Source organism: Micromonospora sp. C95 (assembly GCF_018070465.1).
Taxonomy (GTDB): domain Bacteria; phylum Actinomycetota; class Actinomycetes; order Mycobacteriales; family Micromonosporaceae; genus Micromonospora.
Window position 1 is genome coordinate 1 of sequence record NZ_JAGPXT010000006.1, and the last position, 20,147, is coordinate 20,147.

15 protein-coding genes are annotated in these 20,147 nt (G+C 71.7%); 2 read left to right on the top strand and 13 right to left on the bottom strand.

What is annotated here, in order from left to right:
- Positions 1-49: 49 nt before the first annotated feature.
- From KBX00_RS09205 to glgX, 4 genes are all read right to left on the bottom strand, one after another.
- Positions 50-1,831, bottom strand: a complete 1,782-nt coding sequence (locus tag KBX00_RS09205) for a cellulose binding domain-containing protein (protein WP_301547642.1) — start codon at positions 1,829-1,831, stop codon at positions 50-52.
- A gap of 399 nt (positions 1,832-2,230) precedes the next feature.
- Complete coding sequence (treZ, locus tag KBX00_RS09210) at positions 2,231-3,955, bottom strand: malto-oligosyltrehalose trehalohydrolase (protein ID WP_210825290.1); 1,725 nt, start codon at positions 3,953-3,955, stop codon at positions 2,231-2,233.
- Between the two features lie 16 nt (positions 3,956-3,971).
- Positions 3,972-6,257 (bottom strand): malto-oligosyltrehalose synthase, encoded by a 2,286-nt coding sequence (gene treY, locus KBX00_RS09215; protein WP_210825292.1) that lies wholly within the window; start codon positions 6,255-6,257, stop codon positions 3,972-3,974.
- A gap of 1 nt (position 6,258) precedes the next feature.
- On the bottom strand, positions 6,259-8,376 hold the full coding sequence (glgX, locus tag KBX00_RS09220; protein ID WP_210825294.1) for a glycogen debranching protein GlgX: 2,118 nt from the start codon (positions 8,374-8,376) through the stop codon (positions 6,259-6,261).
- 357 nt (positions 8,377-8,733) lie between these two features.
- On the opposite strand from glgX, the gene KBX00_RS09225 reads away from it, so the two are divergent.
- Positions 8,734-10,137, top strand: a complete 1,404-nt coding sequence (locus KBX00_RS09225; protein WP_210825699.1) for a glycosyltransferase family 4 protein — start codon at positions 8,734-8,736, stop codon at positions 10,135-10,137.
- Between the two features lie 91 nt (positions 10,138-10,228).
- Here the strand turns inward: KBX00_RS09225 and KBX00_RS09230 are convergent, their stop codons facing one another.
- Together KBX00_RS09230 and KBX00_RS09235 are read right to left on the bottom strand one after the other, a co-directional pair.
- The gene (locus KBX00_RS09230) at positions 10,229-10,714 is read right to left on the bottom strand and encodes a DinB family protein (protein WP_210825296.1); all 486 of its coding nucleotides are present in this window, start codon (positions 10,712-10,714) and stop codon (positions 10,229-10,231) included.
- 132 nt (positions 10,715-10,846) lie between these two features.
- Positions 10,847-11,293, bottom strand: coding sequence for a hypothetical protein (locus KBX00_RS09235; RefSeq protein ID WP_210825298.1), 447 nt, complete (start codon positions 11,291-11,293; stop codon positions 10,847-10,849).
- A gap of 99 nt (positions 11,294-11,392) precedes the next feature.
- On the opposite strand from KBX00_RS09235, the gene KBX00_RS09240 reads away from it, so the two are divergent.
- Positions 11,393-11,962, top strand: coding sequence for a hypothetical protein (locus KBX00_RS09240; protein WP_210825701.1), 570 nt, complete (start codon positions 11,393-11,395; stop codon positions 11,960-11,962).
- A gap of 84 nt (positions 11,963-12,046) precedes the next feature.
- Here the strand turns inward: KBX00_RS09240 and KBX00_RS09245 are convergent, their stop codons facing one another.
- The 7 genes from KBX00_RS09245 to KBX00_RS09275 all read right to left on the bottom strand — a co-directional run bounded on the left by KBX00_RS09245 (position 12,047) and on the right by KBX00_RS09275 (position 20,075).
- On the bottom strand, positions 12,047-13,330 hold the full coding sequence (locus tag KBX00_RS09245) for a citrate synthase (protein ID WP_210825300.1): 1,284 nt from the start codon (positions 13,328-13,330) through the stop codon (positions 12,047-12,049).
- A gap of 239 nt (positions 13,331-13,569) precedes the next feature.
- Entirely contained in the window at positions 13,570-15,693 is a 2,124-nt protein-coding gene (locus KBX00_RS09250) for a sulfatase-like hydrolase/transferase (RefSeq protein WP_307868339.1), read from the bottom strand.
- A complete protein-coding gene (locus tag KBX00_RS09255; RefSeq protein ID WP_210825303.1) occupies positions 15,690-17,165 on the bottom strand; it encodes a class I SAM-dependent methyltransferase in 1,476 nt (491 codons plus the stop codon). Before KBX00_RS09255 ends, KBX00_RS09250 begins: the two co-directional genes overlap by 4 nt.
- Before the next feature lie 9 nt (positions 17,166-17,174).
- Complete coding sequence (locus tag KBX00_RS09260) at positions 17,175-17,324, bottom strand: hypothetical protein (RefSeq protein ID WP_210825305.1); 150 nt, start codon at positions 17,322-17,324, stop codon at positions 17,175-17,177.
- Between the two features lie 228 nt (positions 17,325-17,552).
- Positions 17,553-19,016, bottom strand: a complete 1,464-nt coding sequence (locus KBX00_RS09265; RefSeq protein ID WP_374225273.1) for an ATP-binding protein — start codon at positions 19,014-19,016, stop codon at positions 17,553-17,555.
- Positions 19,013-19,759 (bottom strand): response regulator transcription factor, encoded by a 747-nt coding sequence (locus KBX00_RS09270; protein ID WP_301547643.1) that lies wholly within the window; start codon positions 19,757-19,759, stop codon positions 19,013-19,015. The genes KBX00_RS09265 and KBX00_RS09270 overlap by 4 nt, the downstream gene beginning before the upstream one ends.
- Positions 19,760-19,850: 91 nt before the next feature.
- A complete protein-coding gene (locus KBX00_RS09275) occupies positions 19,851-20,075 on the bottom strand; it encodes a hypothetical protein (RefSeq protein WP_210825307.1) in 225 nt (74 codons plus the stop codon).
- Positions 20,076-20,147 lie beyond the last annotated feature (72 nt).

The following is a 20,147-nucleotide window of genomic DNA, read 5'->3' on the forward strand; positions in this document are numbered from 1 at the left end:
GGGGGGGGGGGGGGGGGGGGCCCCCGCTTCCGGGTCAGGGATGAGTTGCTCAGCTACAGGCGGCTCCGTTGAGGGTGAAGCCGGTGGGTGCGGCGTCGTTGCCGCCGTGAGTGGCCTGGAAGCCGATGGTGACGGAGGCTCCGGGCGGGATGGAGGGGTTGTAGCTGACGTTCGTCGCAGTCACCTGACCGCTTGTCGGTGAGTACGTGGCACCCCAGCCGGAGGTGATCGTCTGCCCGGAAGCGAGAGTGAATCTCAGCGACCAGCCGTTGACGGCGCTCGTACCGGTGTTGGTGATGGTGATGTTGTCGACCAGGCCGTTGTTCCACGCGTTCACCGCGTTCGTCACCCGACACGCCCCCGCTGGCGGGTTGACCGTCGGGCTGGGAGTGGGCGTCGGGGTCGGGGTCGGGCTGACCGTTGGCGTGGGCGTCGGGGTGGCCGTCGGCGTCGGTGAGGCGGAGCCCTCGGTCAGGACGATCGTGGAGATGCTCCGGGCGGGCACGTTCACGGTCGCCTGGCCGCCACTGACGTTCACCGCCTGCGACTGGGCACCCGAGGTCCGCGAGGTGACGGTGTACTCGGCCGCCGAGATGTTCTGCGGCACCTGGACGACCGCGTCGTTCACCGCGTTGTTCGACCGGTTGAGCAGCACCAGCACGACCTTGCCCCGGCCGCGGTAGGCGGTGACCTCCAACCCGGAAACCCGCGAACTCTTCGACAGACCCACCCGACGGTCACCGGGACGGACGTACTTGGCGTACTGGGAGAACGCCTGGCCACGCTTGAGGACCGCGCCCTTTGTGGTGCCGTACTGCGCGTCGCCGTCACCGATGAAGGAGTAGAAGCGGCGGCCGTACCACCAGATGTAGGCGCTCCAGTTCGCCTCCATCGACCTGTGCACGGTTCGCATGATGTCGTCGAGGGTCTCGTTCCAGACGGCCGTGTTGCCGGGGTCTCCCCAGATGTTCGCGCCGTTCCCGTCGGCGGCGTGCAGATTCCACTCGGTCATCCACTGGTTCTTGCCGTACTGCGCGGCCAGCGGATAGGGCGACAGGTTTCCGCTGTTCTCGGCGTCGTAGAGGTGGCCGCCGACGTAACCGATGTTGTTGCGCGCGGTGGCGTCCTGCAACGTGGGGTCGGAGTACTGGCGCGCGAACCGCAGGGACTCGCCGACCATGAGGCTGGTATCCCTGACCCGGGCACCGTGGTCGCGGACGAAGTTCCGCATCTCGGTGCCGGTCCAGTCCATCGAGTCGTAGTCGGGGTGCCAGTCCGGCTCGTTCTGGATCGAGGTCACATCGATGGTCACCCCCCGGTTCTTCATGAACTGCACGTAACTGTTCAGGTGTTCGGCATAGTCGTCGTAGTAGTCGGTCCGGAGCTTGCCGCCGTTGATCCTGCTGTTGTTCGTCTTGAAGTGGGCGGGTGCCGTCCACGGCGAGGCGAGGATCTTGACGTCGGATCCGTAGGACTTCGCCGTTTGCAGGCTGGCCGCGTACAGGCCCCACTCGCTCGTCACGGGCGACACCACGGTCCGTACGATCGACAGACCGAGCTGTCCCGGCCCCGTACCGACAAGGGTCTGGGTTTCGCTCGTCGTCCACGGGTCTCCGGAACCACCGAAGATCGGCGTCGCGGCCCCGAACCCGTCGATCGTCTGATAGCTCGACGCGGTGTTGACGGTGATGTCCGGTGTCGCGGCCAGCGAGGGTGGCGCGGTCAGGATTCCCGCCACGGTGACCAGCGAGGTCGCCGCCGCGAGCACGGCGACCGCGACGGCTCCTCGACGGCGGGGTGGTGGGGCTTCGTCAGACTGGGCAAGCCTCATCGGGCTTCCTCTCTACCGCTGCTGCGATGCAGGTGGCGGCGTTTCGGCGCAGCTGGCAGGGGTCAGCCCGAACGGCTGGGCGGACAGCGGACCACCCGCCTGCCGTCGCCCCCAGCTGCAAGTCGATCAAGAACATCCGATGCCCGGCCGTTGCCCTCGGCTCAGGTCATCATCGCTGCCACTCCCACGCGACGCATCGACAGCCATCTTGCCAGTGCGTCCCGACGCACTGCAATCGTTTGCCGCCCGCCCTGCGCCATACCCCGCCCCGCCCCCGCCCCCGCCTTCGGCTCACCCAGTCGATCAAGAGCTTTGCGTCTCGGCGCCACCGTCCTGGTGACGCAAGATTCGGTTCAGCTAACGACAACTGTCCAAGATTTCGGCCGTACCGTAAGCGGCTCACAATGCGACGATTGCTGCTGTCTCCGCTGGCAACTCGATGCGGTCGCGCTGCACCGTGACGCCGTTGCCGGTGGCCAGCAGGACGCGGCGGGCCACCCCGGGCAGGGTTACCCGCTGAGGTTTGCCGGCCAGGTTCGCCGCGACCAGACAGCCACCCCGCCGCATCACCACGAACTGGTCGCCGTGGCGTACCTCCATCGCGAACAGGTGTGGATCCGACAGCTCCGGGCGGGACTTGCGCAGCGCGATCAGGCGGCGGTGGAAGTCGTACATCTCGCGGTGTTCGGGTTTGTCCAGCTCGGCCCAGTCGAGCCGGGACCGCAGGAAGGTCTGCGGGTCCTGCGGGTCCGGCACGTCGCCAGGTGGCCAGCCGTGCGCGGCGAACTCCGCGCGGCGGCCGGAGACGACCGCGGTGGCCAGTTCCGGCTCCGGGTGCGAGGTGAAGTACTGCCAGGGAGTAGAAGCCGCCCACTCCTCCCCCATGAACAGCATCGGGGTGAACGGCGCGGTCAGCAGTAGCACCGCCCCCACCCGCAGCAACGCGGGCGACAGCGAAGCCGACAGACGATCCCCGACCGCGCGGTTGCCGATCTGGTCGTGGTTCTGGAGGTACGCGACGAAGCGGTGGCCGGGGGTACGCGGGTCGACCGGGCGGCCATGCTGGCGGCTGCGAAACGACGACCAGGTGCCGGTGTGGAAGAACCCGCCACGCAGCACCTCGACCAGGCACTCCATGGTGCCGAAGTCGCCGTAGTAGCCCTGCCGTTCCCCGGTGAGCAGGGTGTGCAGGGCGTGGTGGGCGTCGTCGTTCCACTGGGCGTGCAGGCCGTGGCCGCCGGCCTCGCGAGGGGTGATGAGCCGGGGGTCGTTGAGGTCGGACTCGGCGATCAGGGACAGCGGGCGATTCACATGAACTGACAGCGACTCGACCTCGACGGCGATCTCTTCGAGGAGGTGCACGGCGCGGGTGTCGGGCATGGCGTGCACGGCGTCCAGCCGCAGCCCGTCGACGTGGTAGTCGCGCAGCCACATCAGCACGCTGTCGATGATGAAGCGGCGTACCCCGTCGGAGTGCGGCCCGTCCAGGTTGACGGCCTGACCCCAGGGGGTATGCCGCTCCCCCAGATAGGGCGCGAACTTCGGCGCGTAGGCCCCAGAGGGCCCGAAATGGTTGTAGACGACGTCGAGGATCACCCCCAGACCACGCGCGTGGGCGGCGTCCACGAACCGTTTCAGGCCGTCCGGCCCGCCGTAGGGTTCGTGCGGGGCGTACCAGCAGACGCCGTCGTAGCCCCAGTTGTGCTCCCCGTTGAACGCGTTCACCGGCAGCAGCTCGATCAGGTCGACGCCCAGGTCGACCAGGTGGTCGAGTTTGCCGATCGCCGCGTCGAAGGTGCCTTCCGGGGTGAAGGTGCCCACGTGCAGCTCGTACAGGATGCTGCCGGGCAGCTGCCGGCCGGTCCACGAGCCGTCGGTCCAGCGGAAGGCCGCGTGGTCGTAGATCCGGCTGGGGCCGTGCACGCCGGACGGCTGCCAGGCCGACCGGGGGTCGGGCAGCGGCTGGTCGTCGTCGTCGAGCAGGAACGCGTAGTCGGTGCCGGCGTCGGGCACCTCGACCCGCCACCAGCCGCCCCGGCCGGCCCGCATCTCGTGGTCGGCGGCACCGGGCAGGTGCAGCCGTACCCGTCTCGCCTCGGGCGCCCAGACGGTGAACTCGGTCATGACGCAGCCTCCCGGGTCAGGTGGTGGGCACCAGCAGCGCGACGGGATAGGTGGTCAACAGGTCCGCCAGACGGACCCGAGAGCCACTGTAGACCCGACCGGTGAACAGGCACGACATCTCTTTGCCGGGTAGTGACAGGGTGGTGTCCCGCCAGCCGCCGGCCGCGCCGAGTCGCAGCGGCAGCCGGGTGGCCACGGCGACCGCACCGCCCCGGTCGAAGGCCACCGCGTGCCGGGCGGCCGGCCCGTGCACGATGAGCGGCTGGTAGTCGCCGAACAGCTCCGGGTGGTCGCGACGCGCCCGCAGGGTCCGCGACACCACCAGCAGCTTCGCCGCGCCGGTCTCGTCCACCGCCGGCTGCCAGCCGGCATCCAACCGGGCCAGCAGTTCCCGGCGTACGGCGAAGTCGACCGGGCGGCGGTTGTCCGGGTCGACGAGCGAGTTGTCCCACAGCTCGGTGCCCTGGTAGGTGTCGGGCACCCCGGGCATGGCCAGCTGCACGAGTTTCTGCCCCAACGAGTTCGACCAGCCGGGCGGGGTGATCTCGGCGGCGAAGGCGGCCAGCTCCGCGGTGACGGCCGGGTCGTCGTACATGGCGTCGACCAGGGCGTGCATGGCCCGTTCGAAATCCGGGTCGGGGTCCGTCCAACTGGTCGAGGCCGCCGCCTCCCGGGCGGCCTTCTCCGCGTACACGTGCAGCCGCTCGCGCGGAAGCGGCCAGGCGCCGACGGCGGTCTGCCACAGCAGGTGAGCCAGGGCGGCGTCGGGCAGCGGCACCGCCGCCATCCACCGGGTGACCAGGTCGGCCCAGCGTTGCGGCAGCTCGGCGAGGACGGCGAGGCGGGCCCGGACGTCCTCACCGCGTTTCGTGTCGTGGGTCGACAGGGTGGTCATGCTCGCCGGCCACCGCTCGTGGCGGGCGGCGGCGAAACGGTGGAACCGGCCGGGCCGGGTGCCGAAGTGGGTGGGGCTGCCGCCGACCTCGTTGAGCGCGATGAACCGACTCCACCGGTAGTAGGCGGTGTCCTCGACGCCCTTGGCCATCACCGCGCCGGTGAACTGGGGGAAGCGGCGGGCGAGTTCGTCGTCGGGGTCGCGCAGCCGGCGGGTGATCGCGTCCAGTGCGCCGGTCAGGTCGGTGCGGCGCCGGCCGGCCTCGGCGCGGGCGTTGGCCAGGTGCCGGGCCCCGTCGGGCGGGTAGCCCCGGTAGACGGCGAAGGCGGCGGCGAGTTCGGCGAGGGCGGCGCGGGCCGCGTCGGGGTCGACGTCGGGGGCGAGCGCGGCCAGCCGGGTCAGTTCGGCGGCCAGCAGCCGGGTGGCGGCACCGAGTTTCGTGTCGTGGGTCAGGTCGGCCCAGGAGGTGGCCCGGCCGGCGAGGCGGGTGTCCAGGGCGGTGAAGTCGGCTTCGGCGTCGCCGTCGACGAAGAGCCCGCCGACGGCGCCCAGCGCGTCGTAGCCGGTGGTGCCGTCTACCGGCCAGCCCGGCAGTTCCTCGCCGTACTCCAGGATCTTCTCCACGATCAGCCAGGCGTCGGGGGCGGCTTCCCGCAGCCGGGCCAGGTAGCCGGCGGGGTCGCGCAACCCGTCGGGGTGGTCGACCCGGATGCCGTCGACCTCGCCGGCCGCCGCCCAGGCCAGGACCAGCTCGTGGGTGGCGGCGAACACGTCCGGGTCCTCCACCCGCAGCCCGGCCAGGCTGGACACGGCGAAGAACCGGCGGTACGTCAGCTCGGCGTCGCCGCGTCGCCAGGACACCAGCTCGTAGTGCTGCCGGTCGTGCACCTCGCGGGCGGTGCCGTCGCCGGTGCCGTCGGCGACCGGGAAGCGGTGCTCGTGGTAGCGCAGCTCCCCGTCGGCGAGCTTGAGGTCGTCGAGCGCGTCGGGGGCGTCGGCGAGCACCGGCAGCAGCAGCCGGCCCCGCTGCCAGTCGATGTCGAACCAGCCGGCGTACGCCGACTCGCGGCCCCGGCGCAGCACGTCCCACCAGGCCGGGTTGGCTGCCGGCACGGCCACTCCGGCGTGGTTGGGCACGATGTCCACGACCAGACCGAGACCGGCGTCCCGCAGCGCCCGCAACAGCCGCTGCCGGCCGGCCTCACCGCCGAGCTCCGGGTTGACCTGCCGGTGGTCGACGACGTCGTAGCCGTGTGCGCTGCCGGGGGCGGCGGCCAGCAGCGGCGCGCTGTAGAGGTGGGTGACGCCGAGCTCGGCGAGGTAGCCGGCGAGGTCGGCGGTGGCGTCCAGGTCGAAGCCGGGGCGCACCTGCACCCGGTAGGTGGCGGTGACGGGCTTCGCGGGCATGTCAGGCCACCCTCTCCAGCACCACCAGGGAGCGGTCCGGTACGCAGAGCGTGCCGCCGGCCTCCACGGTGGTCGTCTTGTCCTGGTCCGGTTCGGCGGTGCTGATCACCAGTTCCCAGCGCTGGCCGAACTCGGCCGGCGCGAGGGTGAAGTCCAGCGGCGCGTCGTGGGCGTTGAAGCAGAGCCAGAAGGAGGCGTCGTGGTGGCGCTGGCCGTACTGGCCGCGTTCCCGGATGCCCTCGCCGTTGACGAACAGCGCCACCGAGCGGCCGAAGTCGTTGCCCCAGTCCTCGCCGGTCATCTCCCGACCGTCGGGGGTGTACCAGGCCAGGTCGGGCAGCGGCTCGTCGACCTCGCGACCGCGCACCGTCAGGCCGGTGAAGAAGCGGCGACGCTGGAACACCTGGTGCTGGCGGCGGAACTCGACGAGTCGGCGGGTGAAGTCGAGCAGGTCGGTGTCGGCGTCGTCCCAGTCGATCCAGGCCAGTTCGCTGTCCTGGCAGTAGGCGTTGTTGTTGCCTCGCTGGGTGCGGCCCAGCTCGTCGCCGTGGCCGATCATGGGCACGCCCTGCGACAGCAGCAGGGTGGCGATGAAGTTGCGGCGCTGCCGGGCACGCAGGCCCAGCACCTCGGGGTCGTCGGTGTCGCCCTCGACACCGCAGTTCCAGGACCGGTTGTGACTCTCGCCGTCGCGGTTGTCCTCGCCGTTGGCCTCGTTGTGCTTGTCGTTGTACGACACCAGGTCGTTGAGGGTGAACCCGTCGTGGCAGGTGACGAAGTTGATGCTGTGGAAGGGGCGGCGGCCGTCGTCCTGGTAGAGGTCGGCGGAGCCGGAGATGCGGGAGGCGAACTCGGCGAGGGTGGCCGGTTCGCCGCGCCAGAAGTCGCGGACGGTGTCGCGGTACTTGCCGTTCCACTCCGTCCACTGTGGCGGGAAGTTGCCCACCTGGTAGCCGCCGGGGCCGACATCCCACGGTTCGGCGATCAGCTTCACCCGGCTGACCACCGGGTCCTGCTGCACCACCTCGAAGAAGGTGGAGAGCCGGTCCACCTCGTAGAACTCGCGGGCCAGGGTGGCGGCCAGGTCGAAGCGGAATCCGTCGACGTGCATCTCGGTCACCCAGTACCGCAACGAATCCATGATCAGTTGGAGCGAGTGGGGGCTGCGGACGTTCAGGCTGTTGCCGGTGCCGGTGTAGTCGACGTAGTAGCGCCGGTCGTCCTCGGAGAGCCGGTAGTAGCTGGGGTTGTCGACGCCCTTGAAGCTCAGCGTCGGCCCGAGGTGGTTGCCCTCGGCGGTGTGGTTGTAGACCACGTCGAGGATCACCTCGATGCCGGCCGCGTGCAGCGCCTTGACCATGCCCCGGAACTCCTGCACCTGCTGGCCCAGGTGGCCCAGGGCGGAGTACGCGTGGTGCGGGGCGAAGAAGCCGATGGTGTTGTAACCCCAGTAGTTGCGCAGGCCCAGGTCGGTCAGGCGGTGGTCGTTCACGAACTGGTGCACCGGCATCAGTTCGATGGCGGTGATCCCGAGTCGGGTCAGGTGCTCGATCATCGGCGGTGCGGCGATGCCGGCGTAGGTGCCGCGCAGTTCCTCGGGGATGCCGGGCAGCCGCATGGTCAGCCCGCGTACGTGGGCCTCGTAGATCACCGAGTGGTGGTACGGGATGCGCGGCGGCGCGTCGTTGCCCCAGTCGAAGTAGGGGTTCACCACCACCGACTTCGGCATGAACGGCGCGGAGTCGTCGGCGTTGATCCGCTCGGGGTCGCCGTGGATGTAGTCGTAGACCGCCGGATCCCACCGCACGTCACCGTCGATGGCCTTGGCGTACGGGTCGATGAGCAGCTTGGCCGGGTTGCAGCGGAGTCCACCAGCCGGGTCGTACGGGCCGTGCACCCGGTAGCCGTACCGCTGGCCCGGTCCGATCCCCGGGATGTACGCGTGCCAGACGTACGCGTCGACCTCCCGCAACTCGACCCGGCGTTCGTGGCCCACGTCCCACTCGTCGAAGAGGCAGAGTTCGATCTTCTCCGCCACCTCGGAGAAGATCGCGAAGTTGGTGCCCATCCCGTCGTAGGTGGCCCCGAGGGGGTATCGCTCGCCCGGCCAGACCTGCATCTCGCTCCTTCGACCCATGTCATGAGCGCGCCCGCACCATGAGCGCACCCGCCGGAGCCCACCGGTGATGCGCGCGGCCGTAATGCCCCGCACGGTCCACCGCCAATCCATCCGATCGGGTGAATGCCCGGTGTCCGCGCGACCGGGTCCAGATGAACCCTGCGGTGTCGTCGGTCACTGAGGCCCTCTTCGAGATGCGGGATCGGCCGTCATGACGTTTCCTTGTACGCGGGCGCGTAGTCCGCGCGCCTACCAGATCCTCGCACCGTCGGCGCGTTGACGCGTGTCCGAAACCCAACCCTGCCCTTCGCCGCCACCGAGGTCGGCGCGTTCCTTCCTGCACGGACGGAGACTGATGTGACCACCCTGCGGGTCGGCGGACGGACCGCCACCGCTTCGGACCGCGTCCACCGCCCCACGCTCACCTCGCGTCCCCAGGTTCCGGCGTCGGCCGGTCCCGGTACCGGGCCGCAGTCCCGCCGCATCCTCATGCTGTCGTGGGAGTACCCGCCGGTGCTCGTGGGCGGCCTGGGTCGGCACGTGCACGCCCTGTCGGTGGCCCTGGCCGCCGCCGGTCACCAGGTCACCGTCGTCACCCGCCACGCCGACGGAGCTCCGCTGGAGGAGTACGTCGACGGGGTGCGCGTCGTGCGCGCCGCCGCGGACCCGGTGACCTTCCCGCTGGCCACCGGCTCGCTGCTGGCCTGGACGATGGCCTTCAACCACACCCTGACCCGGGCCGCGCTGCGCGCCGCCGCCACCGACCACTATGACGTGATCCACGCCCACGACTGGCTCGTCGCGCACACCGCGATGACCCTGCGCGACCACCTCGACCTGCCGCTGGTCACCACCATCCACGCCACGGAGGCGGGCCGGCACCAGGGCTGGCTGCCCGAGGAGATGAACCGCACCATCCACGGGGTGGAGCACTGGCTGGGCGGCGAGTCGAACCGGGTCATCGTCTGCTCCGGATACATGCGCGACGAGGTGACCGGCCTGTTCGGCGTGCCGACCGGCCGGGTCGACGTGGTGCCCAACGGGGTCGAGCCGCACCGCTGGCGGGTCTCCGCCGCGGCGGTGGCGAAGGCCCGGGCCCGGTTCGCCGGTGCCGGCCCGCTCGTCACCTTCGCCGGCCGGCTCGTCTACGAGAAGGGCGTGCAGCACCTGATCGCCGGGCTGCCCCGGCTGCGGGAGCGGCACCCGGGGCTGCGTGCGGTGATCGTCGGCGACGGGCCGTACCGGGGTGAGCTGGAGGCCGGCGTGCACCGGCTCGGCCTGGCCGGCACGGTCAGCCTGCCGGGTTTCCTCGGTGGCACCGATCTGCCCGCGGTGATGGCCGCCTCGGACTGCTTCGCCGTGCCCAGCATCTACGAGCCGTTCGGCATGGTCGCGCTGGAGGGTGCCGCCGCCGGTGCGCCGCTGGCGGTCGCCGAGACCGGCGGGCTGGCCGAGATCGTCGAGTCGGGCGTCACCGGGGTGACCTTCCGGCCGCACGATCCGGACGCGCTCAGCGACGCGGTGCACACCCTGCTCTCCGACGCCGACCGCGCCCGGACGCTGGCCCGCCGGGCCCGCGTCATGGTGCACGATCGGTACGGCTGGGCCGCCATCGCCAGCCGCACCGCCGCCACGTACGCCTCGGCGGTCGCCCAGGCGCCGACGTTCACCGCCGAGCGGGCGGCGCGGCAGATGGCGCACGGGCGGTCGCTGCCGGCGATCCCGGAGGGCAACCTGCTCGCCGCCGCCGGCCTGCGCTGACCCCGTCCCCACCACTCGCGCTCGCGGGCGCCTCGCCCCGACCCGGACCTCGCCCGGGTCGGGGCGATGACCACCGGCGCTCGGGTGGCGGCTATCGGGGCCCGAGGCCGGTCCGGCCGTCGAGCAGCTCGCGCGCCGCGTCGAGATGACCCGCGTGGCGTGCGGTTTCCTCGATCATGTGCAGAACGACCCGCCGTAGGTCGGTGACCTCGTCTCCGAGCTGACCGGGGTGCCGCTCGCGGACCGGCGCGGACAGTGGCGTGGCGGCGAGGACGGCGTCGGACCGCTCGCACTGGGCACGGTAGAACTCCAGCACCACCGACGGCGGTCGGGGCGTGGTCAGCGGCGCATGGTCGTCGTCGGGCCAGGTCAGCGGCTCGGCCGAGCCGAGCATGATCTCCTGGAACCAGTGTCGCTCGGCGTAGCCGAGGTGCTCCACCAGGCCCAGCGGCGTCCACCCGGAGGGCAGCACGGCGGTGGCCAGGGCCGTCACGTCGAGCCCGGCAATGATCGCGAGGACGCTTGCCCGCTGCGCGCTCAGGAACACCGACAGCGCGTCCTTCTCCTCGTCACCCATGCCGTGCACCCTCTCCCTGGTCAGCCGGTGGCCCCTGTCGGAACGCGCGTAGCCTGGATCGGCTAAATGCGACCGGCGGACGATAACAATCCCGACCGACATCGTTCGCTGCCGAACTGCGCCCCTCAGCCCCTAGTCCAGCAGCCAGTGGTGCAGTTGCATGCCGTACGGGGTCAGCGAGAGGACCGCTGTCGCGCACCAGAGGGCGGTGCCGATGGCGAGCCAGCGGAACGTGGACCGATCGCCGGTCTGCCAGGTGCGGGCGAGGGACACCAACCCGAGAAGCAGGGCCACCGCGGCGAGCGGCTGGACGACCATCGCCACCACCCGGCTGAGTTCGAAGACCCAGAGCATCGGGTTCCACACCGAGTCCGGCCCGACCGGCGGAAGGGAGTCCTTCGGATCGCCCAACCGGGCCAACCCCGGGTCCAGCAGCGCCGAAAGGTCGCCGGCGCGGAGCGCGGCGGCGAGCAGCACACCGAAACTGCCGACGAGCGTGGCGGTCAGCGCCAGCAGTTGGGCCGCCAGCACCACCCGCCCACCGAGCGAGAACGGTCGCACCCGCACCTGCTGCCCCATGGGCGGCACCGTACCGCTCACCCGGTGGGTACGGCTGCCCCGCACCTGACGGGGCCGCCGGCCGGCAGGGCGACTGGCAGCATGGTGGACATGACGGCGATGGACGGTAGCGAGGTTGACCAGGCGGTGGCCGAGATGGTGCGGACGCTCACGCCGCACGTGTCCCGGGACTGGCGGGCACACCCGGCGGGGACGCTTGAGTGGAGTTGCTGGACGACGGCGGTCCACGTCGCCCACGACCTGCTGGCGTACGCGGGTCAGGTCGCGGCCCGGCCAGCCGACGCGTACCTGCCGTTCGACCTGGTCGTCCGGGACGACGCCGCGCCGCGCGACGTTCTCGCCGTGGTCACCGCCTGCGGGCGTCTGCTGAGCGACGCGGTCGGCGCTGCGGAACCGACCGCCCGTGGCTGGCACTGGGGACCGACCGACCCGGGTGGCTTCGCCGCGCTGGGGGTCAACGAGACGCTCGTGCACACCTGGGACATCACCCAGGGGCTCGGGATCGAGTGGCGGCCACCGGCGGCGCTGTGCGCGGCCGTGCTCGCCCGGCTCTTCCCGCAGGCCCCGGCCGGAGATCCGGTCGATGTGCTGCTCTGGTGCACCGGCCGGGCCGAACTGCCCGGCCATCCCCGGGTGACGTCCTGGCTGCTGAAGGCCGCCGTCGGCTGACCCGCCCGGCACGGCGACGGCCGCCGTACCCGTGAGCCGGGTGCGGCGGCCGTCGTTGTGCGGGCTGCGTCGGGTCGCTCGCGGTCAGCGCTGCTCGACGGGGAGGTAGTTCCGCTCGGCGGCACCGGTGTAGACCTGCCGCGGACGGCCGATCTTGGTCTCCGGGTCGTTGATCATCTCGCGCCACTGGGCGATCCAGCCCGGCAGCCGCCCCAGGGCGAACAGCACGGTGAACATCTTCGTCGGGAAGCCCATGGCCTTGTAGATCAGGCCGGTGTAGAAGTCGACGTTCGGGTAGAGCTTGCGCGAGACGAAGAAGTCGTCGGCCAGCGCGATCTCCTCCAGCTGCATCGCGATGTCCAGCAGCGGATCCGGCTTGGCCATCCGACCGAGCACGTCCTGCGCCGCCGTCTTCACGATCGCGGCCCGCGGGTCGTAGTTCTTGTAGACCCGGTGGCCGAAGCCCATCAGCTTGACGCCGTCCTCGCGGTCCTTCACCTTGCGGACGAACGACTGCACGTCGCCGCCCTCGGCCTGGATGCGCTCCAGCATCTCCAGCACCGCCTGGTTGGCACCGCCGTGCAGCGGGCCGAACAGCGCGTTGACGCCGGCCGAGACCGAGGCGAACAGGTTGGCGTTGCTGGAGCCGACCAGCCGCACCGTCGAGGTGGAGCAGTTCTGCTCGTGGTCGGCGTGCAGCACGAAGAGCATGTCCAGCACCCGGGCGACAACCGGGTCCACCTCGTACGGCTCCGCCGGCACACCGAACGTCATCCGCAGGAAGTTCTCCACGTAGCCCAGGGAGTTCTCCGGGTACAGCAGCGGCTGCCCGATCGCCTTCTTGTACGCGTACGAGGCGATGGTGGGCACCTTCGCCATCAGCCGGACCGTGGACATCTCCACGTGCTCGGCGTCGAACGGGTCGAGGCTGTCCTGGTAGAAGGTGGAGATGGCGCTGACGGCCGAGGAGAGCACGGCCATCGGGTGGGCCTCCCGGGGGAAGCCGTCGAAGAAGCGGCGCATCTCCTCGTGCAGCAGGGAGTGCCGGCGGATCCGCTCGGTGAACTCGGTCAGCTCCTGGGTGGTCGGCAGCTCGCCGTAGATGAGCAGGTAGGAGACCTCCAGGAAGGAACTCTTCTCGGCCAGCTGTTCGATCGGGTAGCCCCGGTAACGCAGGATGCCCGCATCACCGTCGATGTAGGTGATCGCGGACGAACAGGCGGCGGTGTTGACGAACCCCGGGTCGTACGTCGTCAGCCCGGTTTCCTTCAGCAGCTTGCCCACACCGATCCCGGCGGGGCCCTCGACCGCGGAATGTACCGGCATCGACAGCTGCCCGCCGGGGTGATCGAGCTTGACTTCCGTCATGTGGTTCCTCGCTTCGCCGGCAGATCTACGTTGAATTGCCTTCGCTTCTACCGTAATTGCGGTTGCGGCGACACCGCCCCTCGTGGTTCGGCGGTGAGGCATGCGTCACCCGATTCCCGACCGAAGCGCCGGGAAACCCCGACGACCGGGACGCTGAGCCACGAAAGGCGCACGTGATGTGCAAGCAGGCGACGCGAACGGGACCGGAACGGCAGCTGCCCGGCGGGCCGCCCGACCGGTCAGGAGATCGACAGCTGACGCAGCCGCCCGTCGGGGCCGACCAGGTAGAGGTCGAGCCGGTTGGCGCCAGCCCGGAAGAGCCGGTCGTCGGCGAGCAGGGCCGCGAAGCGTCGGCCGCCCGGGTCCGGAGCGACCACCGGAACCACCGCCGCGACCGTACCGTTGACGGCCACCGCCAGTTCGGTCCCGTCGGTGACCTCGTCGTCGACGGTGCCCCAGATCATGCCGGGCAGCACCCCCTCGTCGGGATCGACGGCGCGGAAGGCGCCCAGCCCGCCGACCCGGGCACTGCCGGCGGCCGGCGTCGCTCCCACGGCGGTCCCGACCAGCCGATGCGGGGCCGCCGGTGGCGGCGCGACCGGCACCCCACCGCTGATCGGCATAGGTTGCGACGGCCGGTCGTAGAAGACCTTGCCCGCGTCGGTGCGGGGCGCCTGCCGGGCGGAGCGGCCGTCGACCCGCCAGGGCAGCCGGATGGCGGCCTCGTCGGCGACCGTCGGCAGCAGGTCGACGTGTTGCCAGTTGCGGTCGTCGACCTGCCCACCGCGCTGGCCGGGTGTCTTGACGAAGAGCGGCACCCAGGCCACCTCGTCCGCGGCGGCCCGGATGGCGTCCTCGCCGCGCCCCTGCACACCCTTCGTGAAACTCACCCCGTGGTCGGCGGTGACCACCACGAGCGCCTCGTCCCACAACCCGGTGGCGCGCAGCGTACGCATCGTCTCGCCGATCAGCCGGTCGGTGTAGCCGAGCTGGGCGAGGTGCCGGGCCCGGGCCAGCTCCACCCAGCCGTCACCCTCGTTGGGGAAGTCCTCCGGGGCCTCGTACCGCGCTCCGGACGGCAGGAACGCCCACGGCGAGTGCGGCATCAGCAGGTGCAGGAAGTGCAGCGTCGGCCGCGCCGACGGGGTCAGGCCGTTGAGGAAGCTGGTGAACCGGGCCGGCTGGTTGACGTTGAGGCTGTCCCAGCGGAACTTCGGGTCGGTCGGCACCGGCTCGGCGGCGTCGATACCGGCCTCCTCGGCGGTGCGCTCGCGGTAGGAGTCCTCCGGGTCGATCCGACTGTCGTGCGGCGCGACCACCTGACGCAGCAGCCCTGCCGTCTCCCGCACCAGCACGCCGATCCCCTGTTGCGGGGTGACCGGTTGCTCGCAGCGGCTCGGTGGGCAGAGTCGGGTGATGCTCTCCTCGGCGCGGATGTCGTACAGCCCGCCGAAGGCGGTGAAGAGGTTGTCCGGGTAGTGCGAGTAGTGCGGGGCGTACGGCTCCGTCGGGTAGCGGCCGGTCAGCATCGCCGGCAGCGCGTACGGCGTCCACCCGCTGACCCCGGTCGCGTTGCGGTACCAGGTGGAGGCGGCGGCCAGCTCGGCGAAGTGCGGGAACCGGGTCGCGTCGACGCCACCGCCGGAGTCGAGCAGGGAGACCAGCGGAAGCTCGTCGAGGATCAGCATGACCACCGGCGGGTGCCGGTTTCCGGTCGCCGTACCCGCAACGCCGCCGTCGCCGAGCGGCAGCACCACCGGCCCGGTCGGCGAGGCGAACAGGAACAGGCCGACGAAGACCGGCGGACCGACGGCCGCCAGGCGCAGCACCCGACCGAGCACCGTCCAGCGCCGGTGGGCGACGGCCGCGCCGGCACCGGCCGCCACCGCGACAAGCAGCAGCGGTACGCCCCGCAGCGCTGTGGTGTGCCGGCCCACCTGCACCGCCAGCGCGGCGACCAGCAGCCCGAGCAGCAGGCTGTGCGTCACCGTGCGCGCCGCGGCTCCGGCCAGGCCGGCGAGCAGGCCCAGCAGCCCGAGCGCCAGCGTCGGCACGACCGCGACCAGGGCCACCAGCAGCAGGATCTCGCCCCGGTCGGCGCGGTGGAACAGGAAGAAGTCCGGGCTGCGGCCGAGGATGTCCAGCAGCGGCTGGGTGATCACCAACCCGACCAGCGCGGTGACCTCCAGCAGCCGGCGGCCCTCGGTCCGCCAACCGCCCCAGCCCGACCACCATCGCCTGCGGTGGACCGGCGGTCCGGTCGGGTCGGTGTGGACGGATCCTGCTGGTGCCGCATCGTCGCCACTCGCACGGGCGGCACCGGGGTCGGGCACGCCGGACCCGGTGCAGCGGCGGTCGGTCACGAAAGGGCCACCCGGTACAGGGTGCGGGTGCCCGAGGACAACTCCAGGCGCTCCTCGACGGTGCCGTGTCCGGCGAGCAGCGTCTCGAAGACGTCCCGCCGGTAGTCGGGGAAGATGCCGTCGGGCTTGTTTGCCAGCAGCCGGGCGGCCATCGGGTCGTCCGGGTGGACGAACTCGACCACCAGCCGGCCGCCGGGCGCGGTGAGGCCGGCGAGGCAGGCCACCACCTCCGGCAACGGCACGTTCCGCCCGATCGCCAGATGGTGTACCAGGGCCAGGGCGAGCACGGTGTCCGCGTTGGCCCGAGCGGCGAACGAGGCCCGTTCGATCCCACGCCAGCCACCGCCGGGAGACGGGTCGGCCAGGTCCATCACCAGGGGCAGCACGTGCCGTTCACCTTCGCCGCGCAGGCTGCGGTACAGCCGGTCGACCACCACCGGGTCCTGCTCGACGGCGACCACGTAGTCGGCGTGCCGGGCGGCGAGTCGGGCGTACCGTCCGTCGTTGGCGCCGAGGTCGAGCACGAGTCGATGCCGACCGGCGGCGTTCAGCGCGGCGACCACGAAGCGCTCCTTGCCCGCCCGGTCGTCGCCGGAGTAGCCGCAGGTGTGCTGGTAGTCGACCCAGTGGGTGGCCGGCGGCTGGTGGTCCAGGCGGCGGACGAGCTTCTCCAGCCCCCGCACGGTCGCCACGGCCAGCTCCCGGGTGTACCCGGCGTCGCGCAACTGGGTGCGGACGTCGGCGGTGCTGGTCGCGGCGCTGCGGCGCTGCACCGAACCGTGCAGGTGGACGTGGGTGAGCACCCCGGGAAGCAGCCGGCGGGTGCCCCGGAACAGCGGGCCCATCTGGTCCGGGGAGATGCCGTCCACCTGAGCCCGCAGCCACGGCTGGAAGGCCAGCCCCAGGTGGGCGCCGAGCATCAGCGGGTAGAGCAGGGTCTGACAGAACTGCCGGTAGCCGGCCCAGGGTTCACCGTCACGCAGCGGGGTGAAGGACCCGACGTCGATGAAGACCGGCTCGGTGCCGCGCCACTGGAGGTTGTACGCCGAGCCGTCCTTGGTGGTGAAGCCCGCCGGCAGGGCGGACCGGAGGATCTCCAGGTGCAGCAGCGCGGCGTCGCGCAGCATGGCGAAGGACCATTCGTACGGGTGTGAGACGAACGGGACGCGCTCGTGCCGCAGCACCGTCTCCCAGACCGTGGACGCCGAACCGGCCGGCAGTTGGCGCAACGGCGACTGGGCCGGGAGTTCCTCGGTGCCGCAGACCTTGCCGGCGGCGAGCAGCGGCGGGAAGAAGCTGCTGGCCGCCAGGGCACGCCAGTGGGTAGCGGCGGTCCGGTCGAGCGCGCGCAGCACATCGTCGCCGGCGTGGAAGACCCGGTTGGCCGGGTCACGGAAGGAGCCGGGCTCCGGGCGTGGGTCGACGTCGAGCGGGGCCGGTCTCGGCGACCGGCCCAGGTCTGGGATCACCATCGCCTCGGGTCAGCCCTGGTCGGTGGGCTGGCGGCGGAACCGGCTGACGAGTCTGCGCCAGTAGAGCTTGGCCGCCACCGCGACCCCGGCGATCCCGCCGACCACCGCCTGCACGATCAGGCTGCCGGATCCCGCGTCCAGGTAGGCCAGGTGGTTCACCGACCGCTCCTTCCCTCTGCCGTCACAAACCGACACCGACCGCCGCAGCTCACATTCCGGATCAGAGCGGCCGTGCCGGACCTAAGCCACCGTACGCCCCCAATTGCCACCGCTCACCCACAACGCCCACTTCCCCCACCCACTTCCTCCAGCCCACCCACCCCCATCCCGCGTTGATCATGAGGTTGGCGGCGCTCTTGGAGATCGAACTTGCGGTCAACCTCATGATCAACGCGAGGAAAGGGGGGTGGGGTCTGGGAGGCGGACGGTGAAGACCGTGCGGCCGGGGCGGGAGTCCAGGGTGACGGTGCCGTGGTGCGCCGCCACCACGGCGGCGACGATGGCCAGGCCGAGTCCGGTGCTGCCGTGGGCGCGGGACCGGGAGCTGTCGCCACGGGCGAAGCGTTCGAACACCTCGGGCCGCAGCTCGGGGGGTACGCCGGGGCCGTCGTCGGCGACGCTGAGTTCGGCGGCGTCGCCGGCCTGGCGCAGGCTGGTGGTGACGGTGCTGCCGGGTGGGGTGTGCACCCGGGCGTTGGTCAGCAGGTTGGCCAGCACCTGGTGCAGCCGGGCGGGGTCACCTGTCACCCGGATGATCGGCTCGGGCAGGTCGAGTCGCCAGCGGTGCTCGGGGCCGGCCACGTGCGCGTCGCTGACGGCGTCCACGACCAGCGCGGTGAGGTCGACCGGTTCGACCGCGAGGGGTCGGCCGGAGTCCAGCCGGGCCAGCAGCAGCAGGTCGTCGACGAGGCTGGTCATCCGGGTGCTCTCCGACTCGACCCGGCGCAGCGCGTGGGCCACGTCGGGCGGGACCTCGGCGCGGCCCCGGCGGGTCACCTCGGCGTAGCCACGGATCGCCGCGAGAGGCGTACGCAGTTCGTGGCTGGCGTCCGCGACGAACTGGCGTACCCGGGTCTCGCTGGCCTGGCGGGCGGCCAGCGCGGCGGCGACGTGGCCGAGCATCCGGTTGAGCGCGGCGCCGACCTGACCGACCTCGGTACGCGGATCGGTGTCGGCGGCCGGGACCCGTTCGGAGAGCGCCACCTCACCCCGGTCGAGCGGTAGTTCACTGACCCGGGCGGCGGTGGCGGCGACCCGGCGCAGCGGACGCAGCGTGGCCCGGACGATCAGCGCCCCGGCGGTGCCGGCGACGAGCAGGCCGACCACGGTGACCCCGGCCTGCGCGGCCACCATCGCCCAGACGGTCTCCTGTACGCCGGCCAGCGGCACACTCAGCACCCGCACGGTCCCGGTCGGCGACTGTCGGGCCACCGCCCGGTAGCCGCCCCGCTCCCCCAGGCGCAGGCTGTGCGCCCGACCGTCGGTGGGCACCTCGGCCAGTTCGCCCACCTCGTCGACCGGTACCGACTGCTCCTGTCGACCGACAAGGGTCCATGCCTCGGTGACCCGGCCGTCGGCGACCTGGGCGCTGATCGTGCCGGGCGGGAAGCCGCGCGGCACCCGCAGATCGCCCCACGGGCCGGTGCCGGGGCCGGGCTCCCACGCAGCGCCGGGTCGCCCACCCGGCGTGAAGCGCAACTGCTCGTCCACCCGGGAGATCAGGAACTGCCGCAGCGCCAGGGTGGTGAGACCGCCGATGGCCAGGCTGACCACGGCGAGCAGCGCCACCAGGGTGAGCACCAGACGGGTCCGCAGCGACCAGCCGGCCAGCCACCGGTGCACCCCGGTCACTCCGCCGGCTTGAGCAGGTACCCGGCCCCGCGCAGCGTGTGGATCATCGGCTGGCGGCCGGCGTCGATCTTCTTGCGCAGGTACGAGATGTACAGCTCGACGACGTTGGCCTGGCCACCGAAATCGTAGTTCCACACCCGGTCGAGGATCTGCGCCTTGCTCAGCACCCGACGGGGGTTGCGCATCAGGTAGCGCAGCAGCTCGAACTCGGTGGCGGTGAGGGTGATCAGTTCCCCGTCCCGGCGTACCTCGTGGCTGTCCTCGTCGAGGGTGAGGTCGCCGACGGTGAGCACCGCGTCCGGACGGGTGGCCACCGCGAAGCCGGAGCGGCGCAGCAGCGCGCGCAGCCGGGCGATGACCTCCTCCAGGCTGAACGGCTTGGTCACGTAGTCGTCGCCGCCGACGGTCAGCCCGGCGACGCGCTCCTCGACCGCGTCCCGGGCGGTCAGGAAGAGCACCGGCACGCCGGCGTCGTCCGCCCGCAGCTTGCGCAGCACCTGGAGACCGTCCAGGTCGGGCAGCATCACGTCGAGCACCACCGCGTCGGGCCGGAACTGCCGGGCGGCGCGTACCGCCGCCATGCCGTCGGCCGCCGTACGCACCTGCCAGCCCTCGTAACGCAGCGCCATCGACAACAGGTCGGTCAGGGTCGGCTCGTCGTCGACGACCAGCACCCGGACCGGCTCACCGTCCGGTCGACGCAGTTCCACCCGGTCCAGTCCGGCCTCGCCCTCGATCGTCATGGATGCCATGGTGGCGCCACGCGCTTGGTGGCGCTTGTGCGGCCGCTGTGTGCCAGCTGTGCGGGCGCGCCGGGGCGCGGTCCGTGTCGGGTCACTCGGTCACGCCGACCGGGTCGGTTCGGACGAAACGCATGGACCAGGTTCCCGAGCTGTCGGGACGTTCCCGCACGTAGAGATGATCCGCTGCCGGCGTGGGCGCCTCCTGGGGGCGGCGCAGCACCCACAGCCGTGGCGGGGTGCCGTCCGGGCCGGCCGGCAACGACCGGACCAGGTCGTGGGCCGGACCGCCGACGAAACGTACGGTCACTTCACTCATCACGTTCCGCCTCCAGCCCGCCCGGCGCGTCGGGCGTCCCGGCTCGCACGCTAACGCACCAGCCGCCGTCCG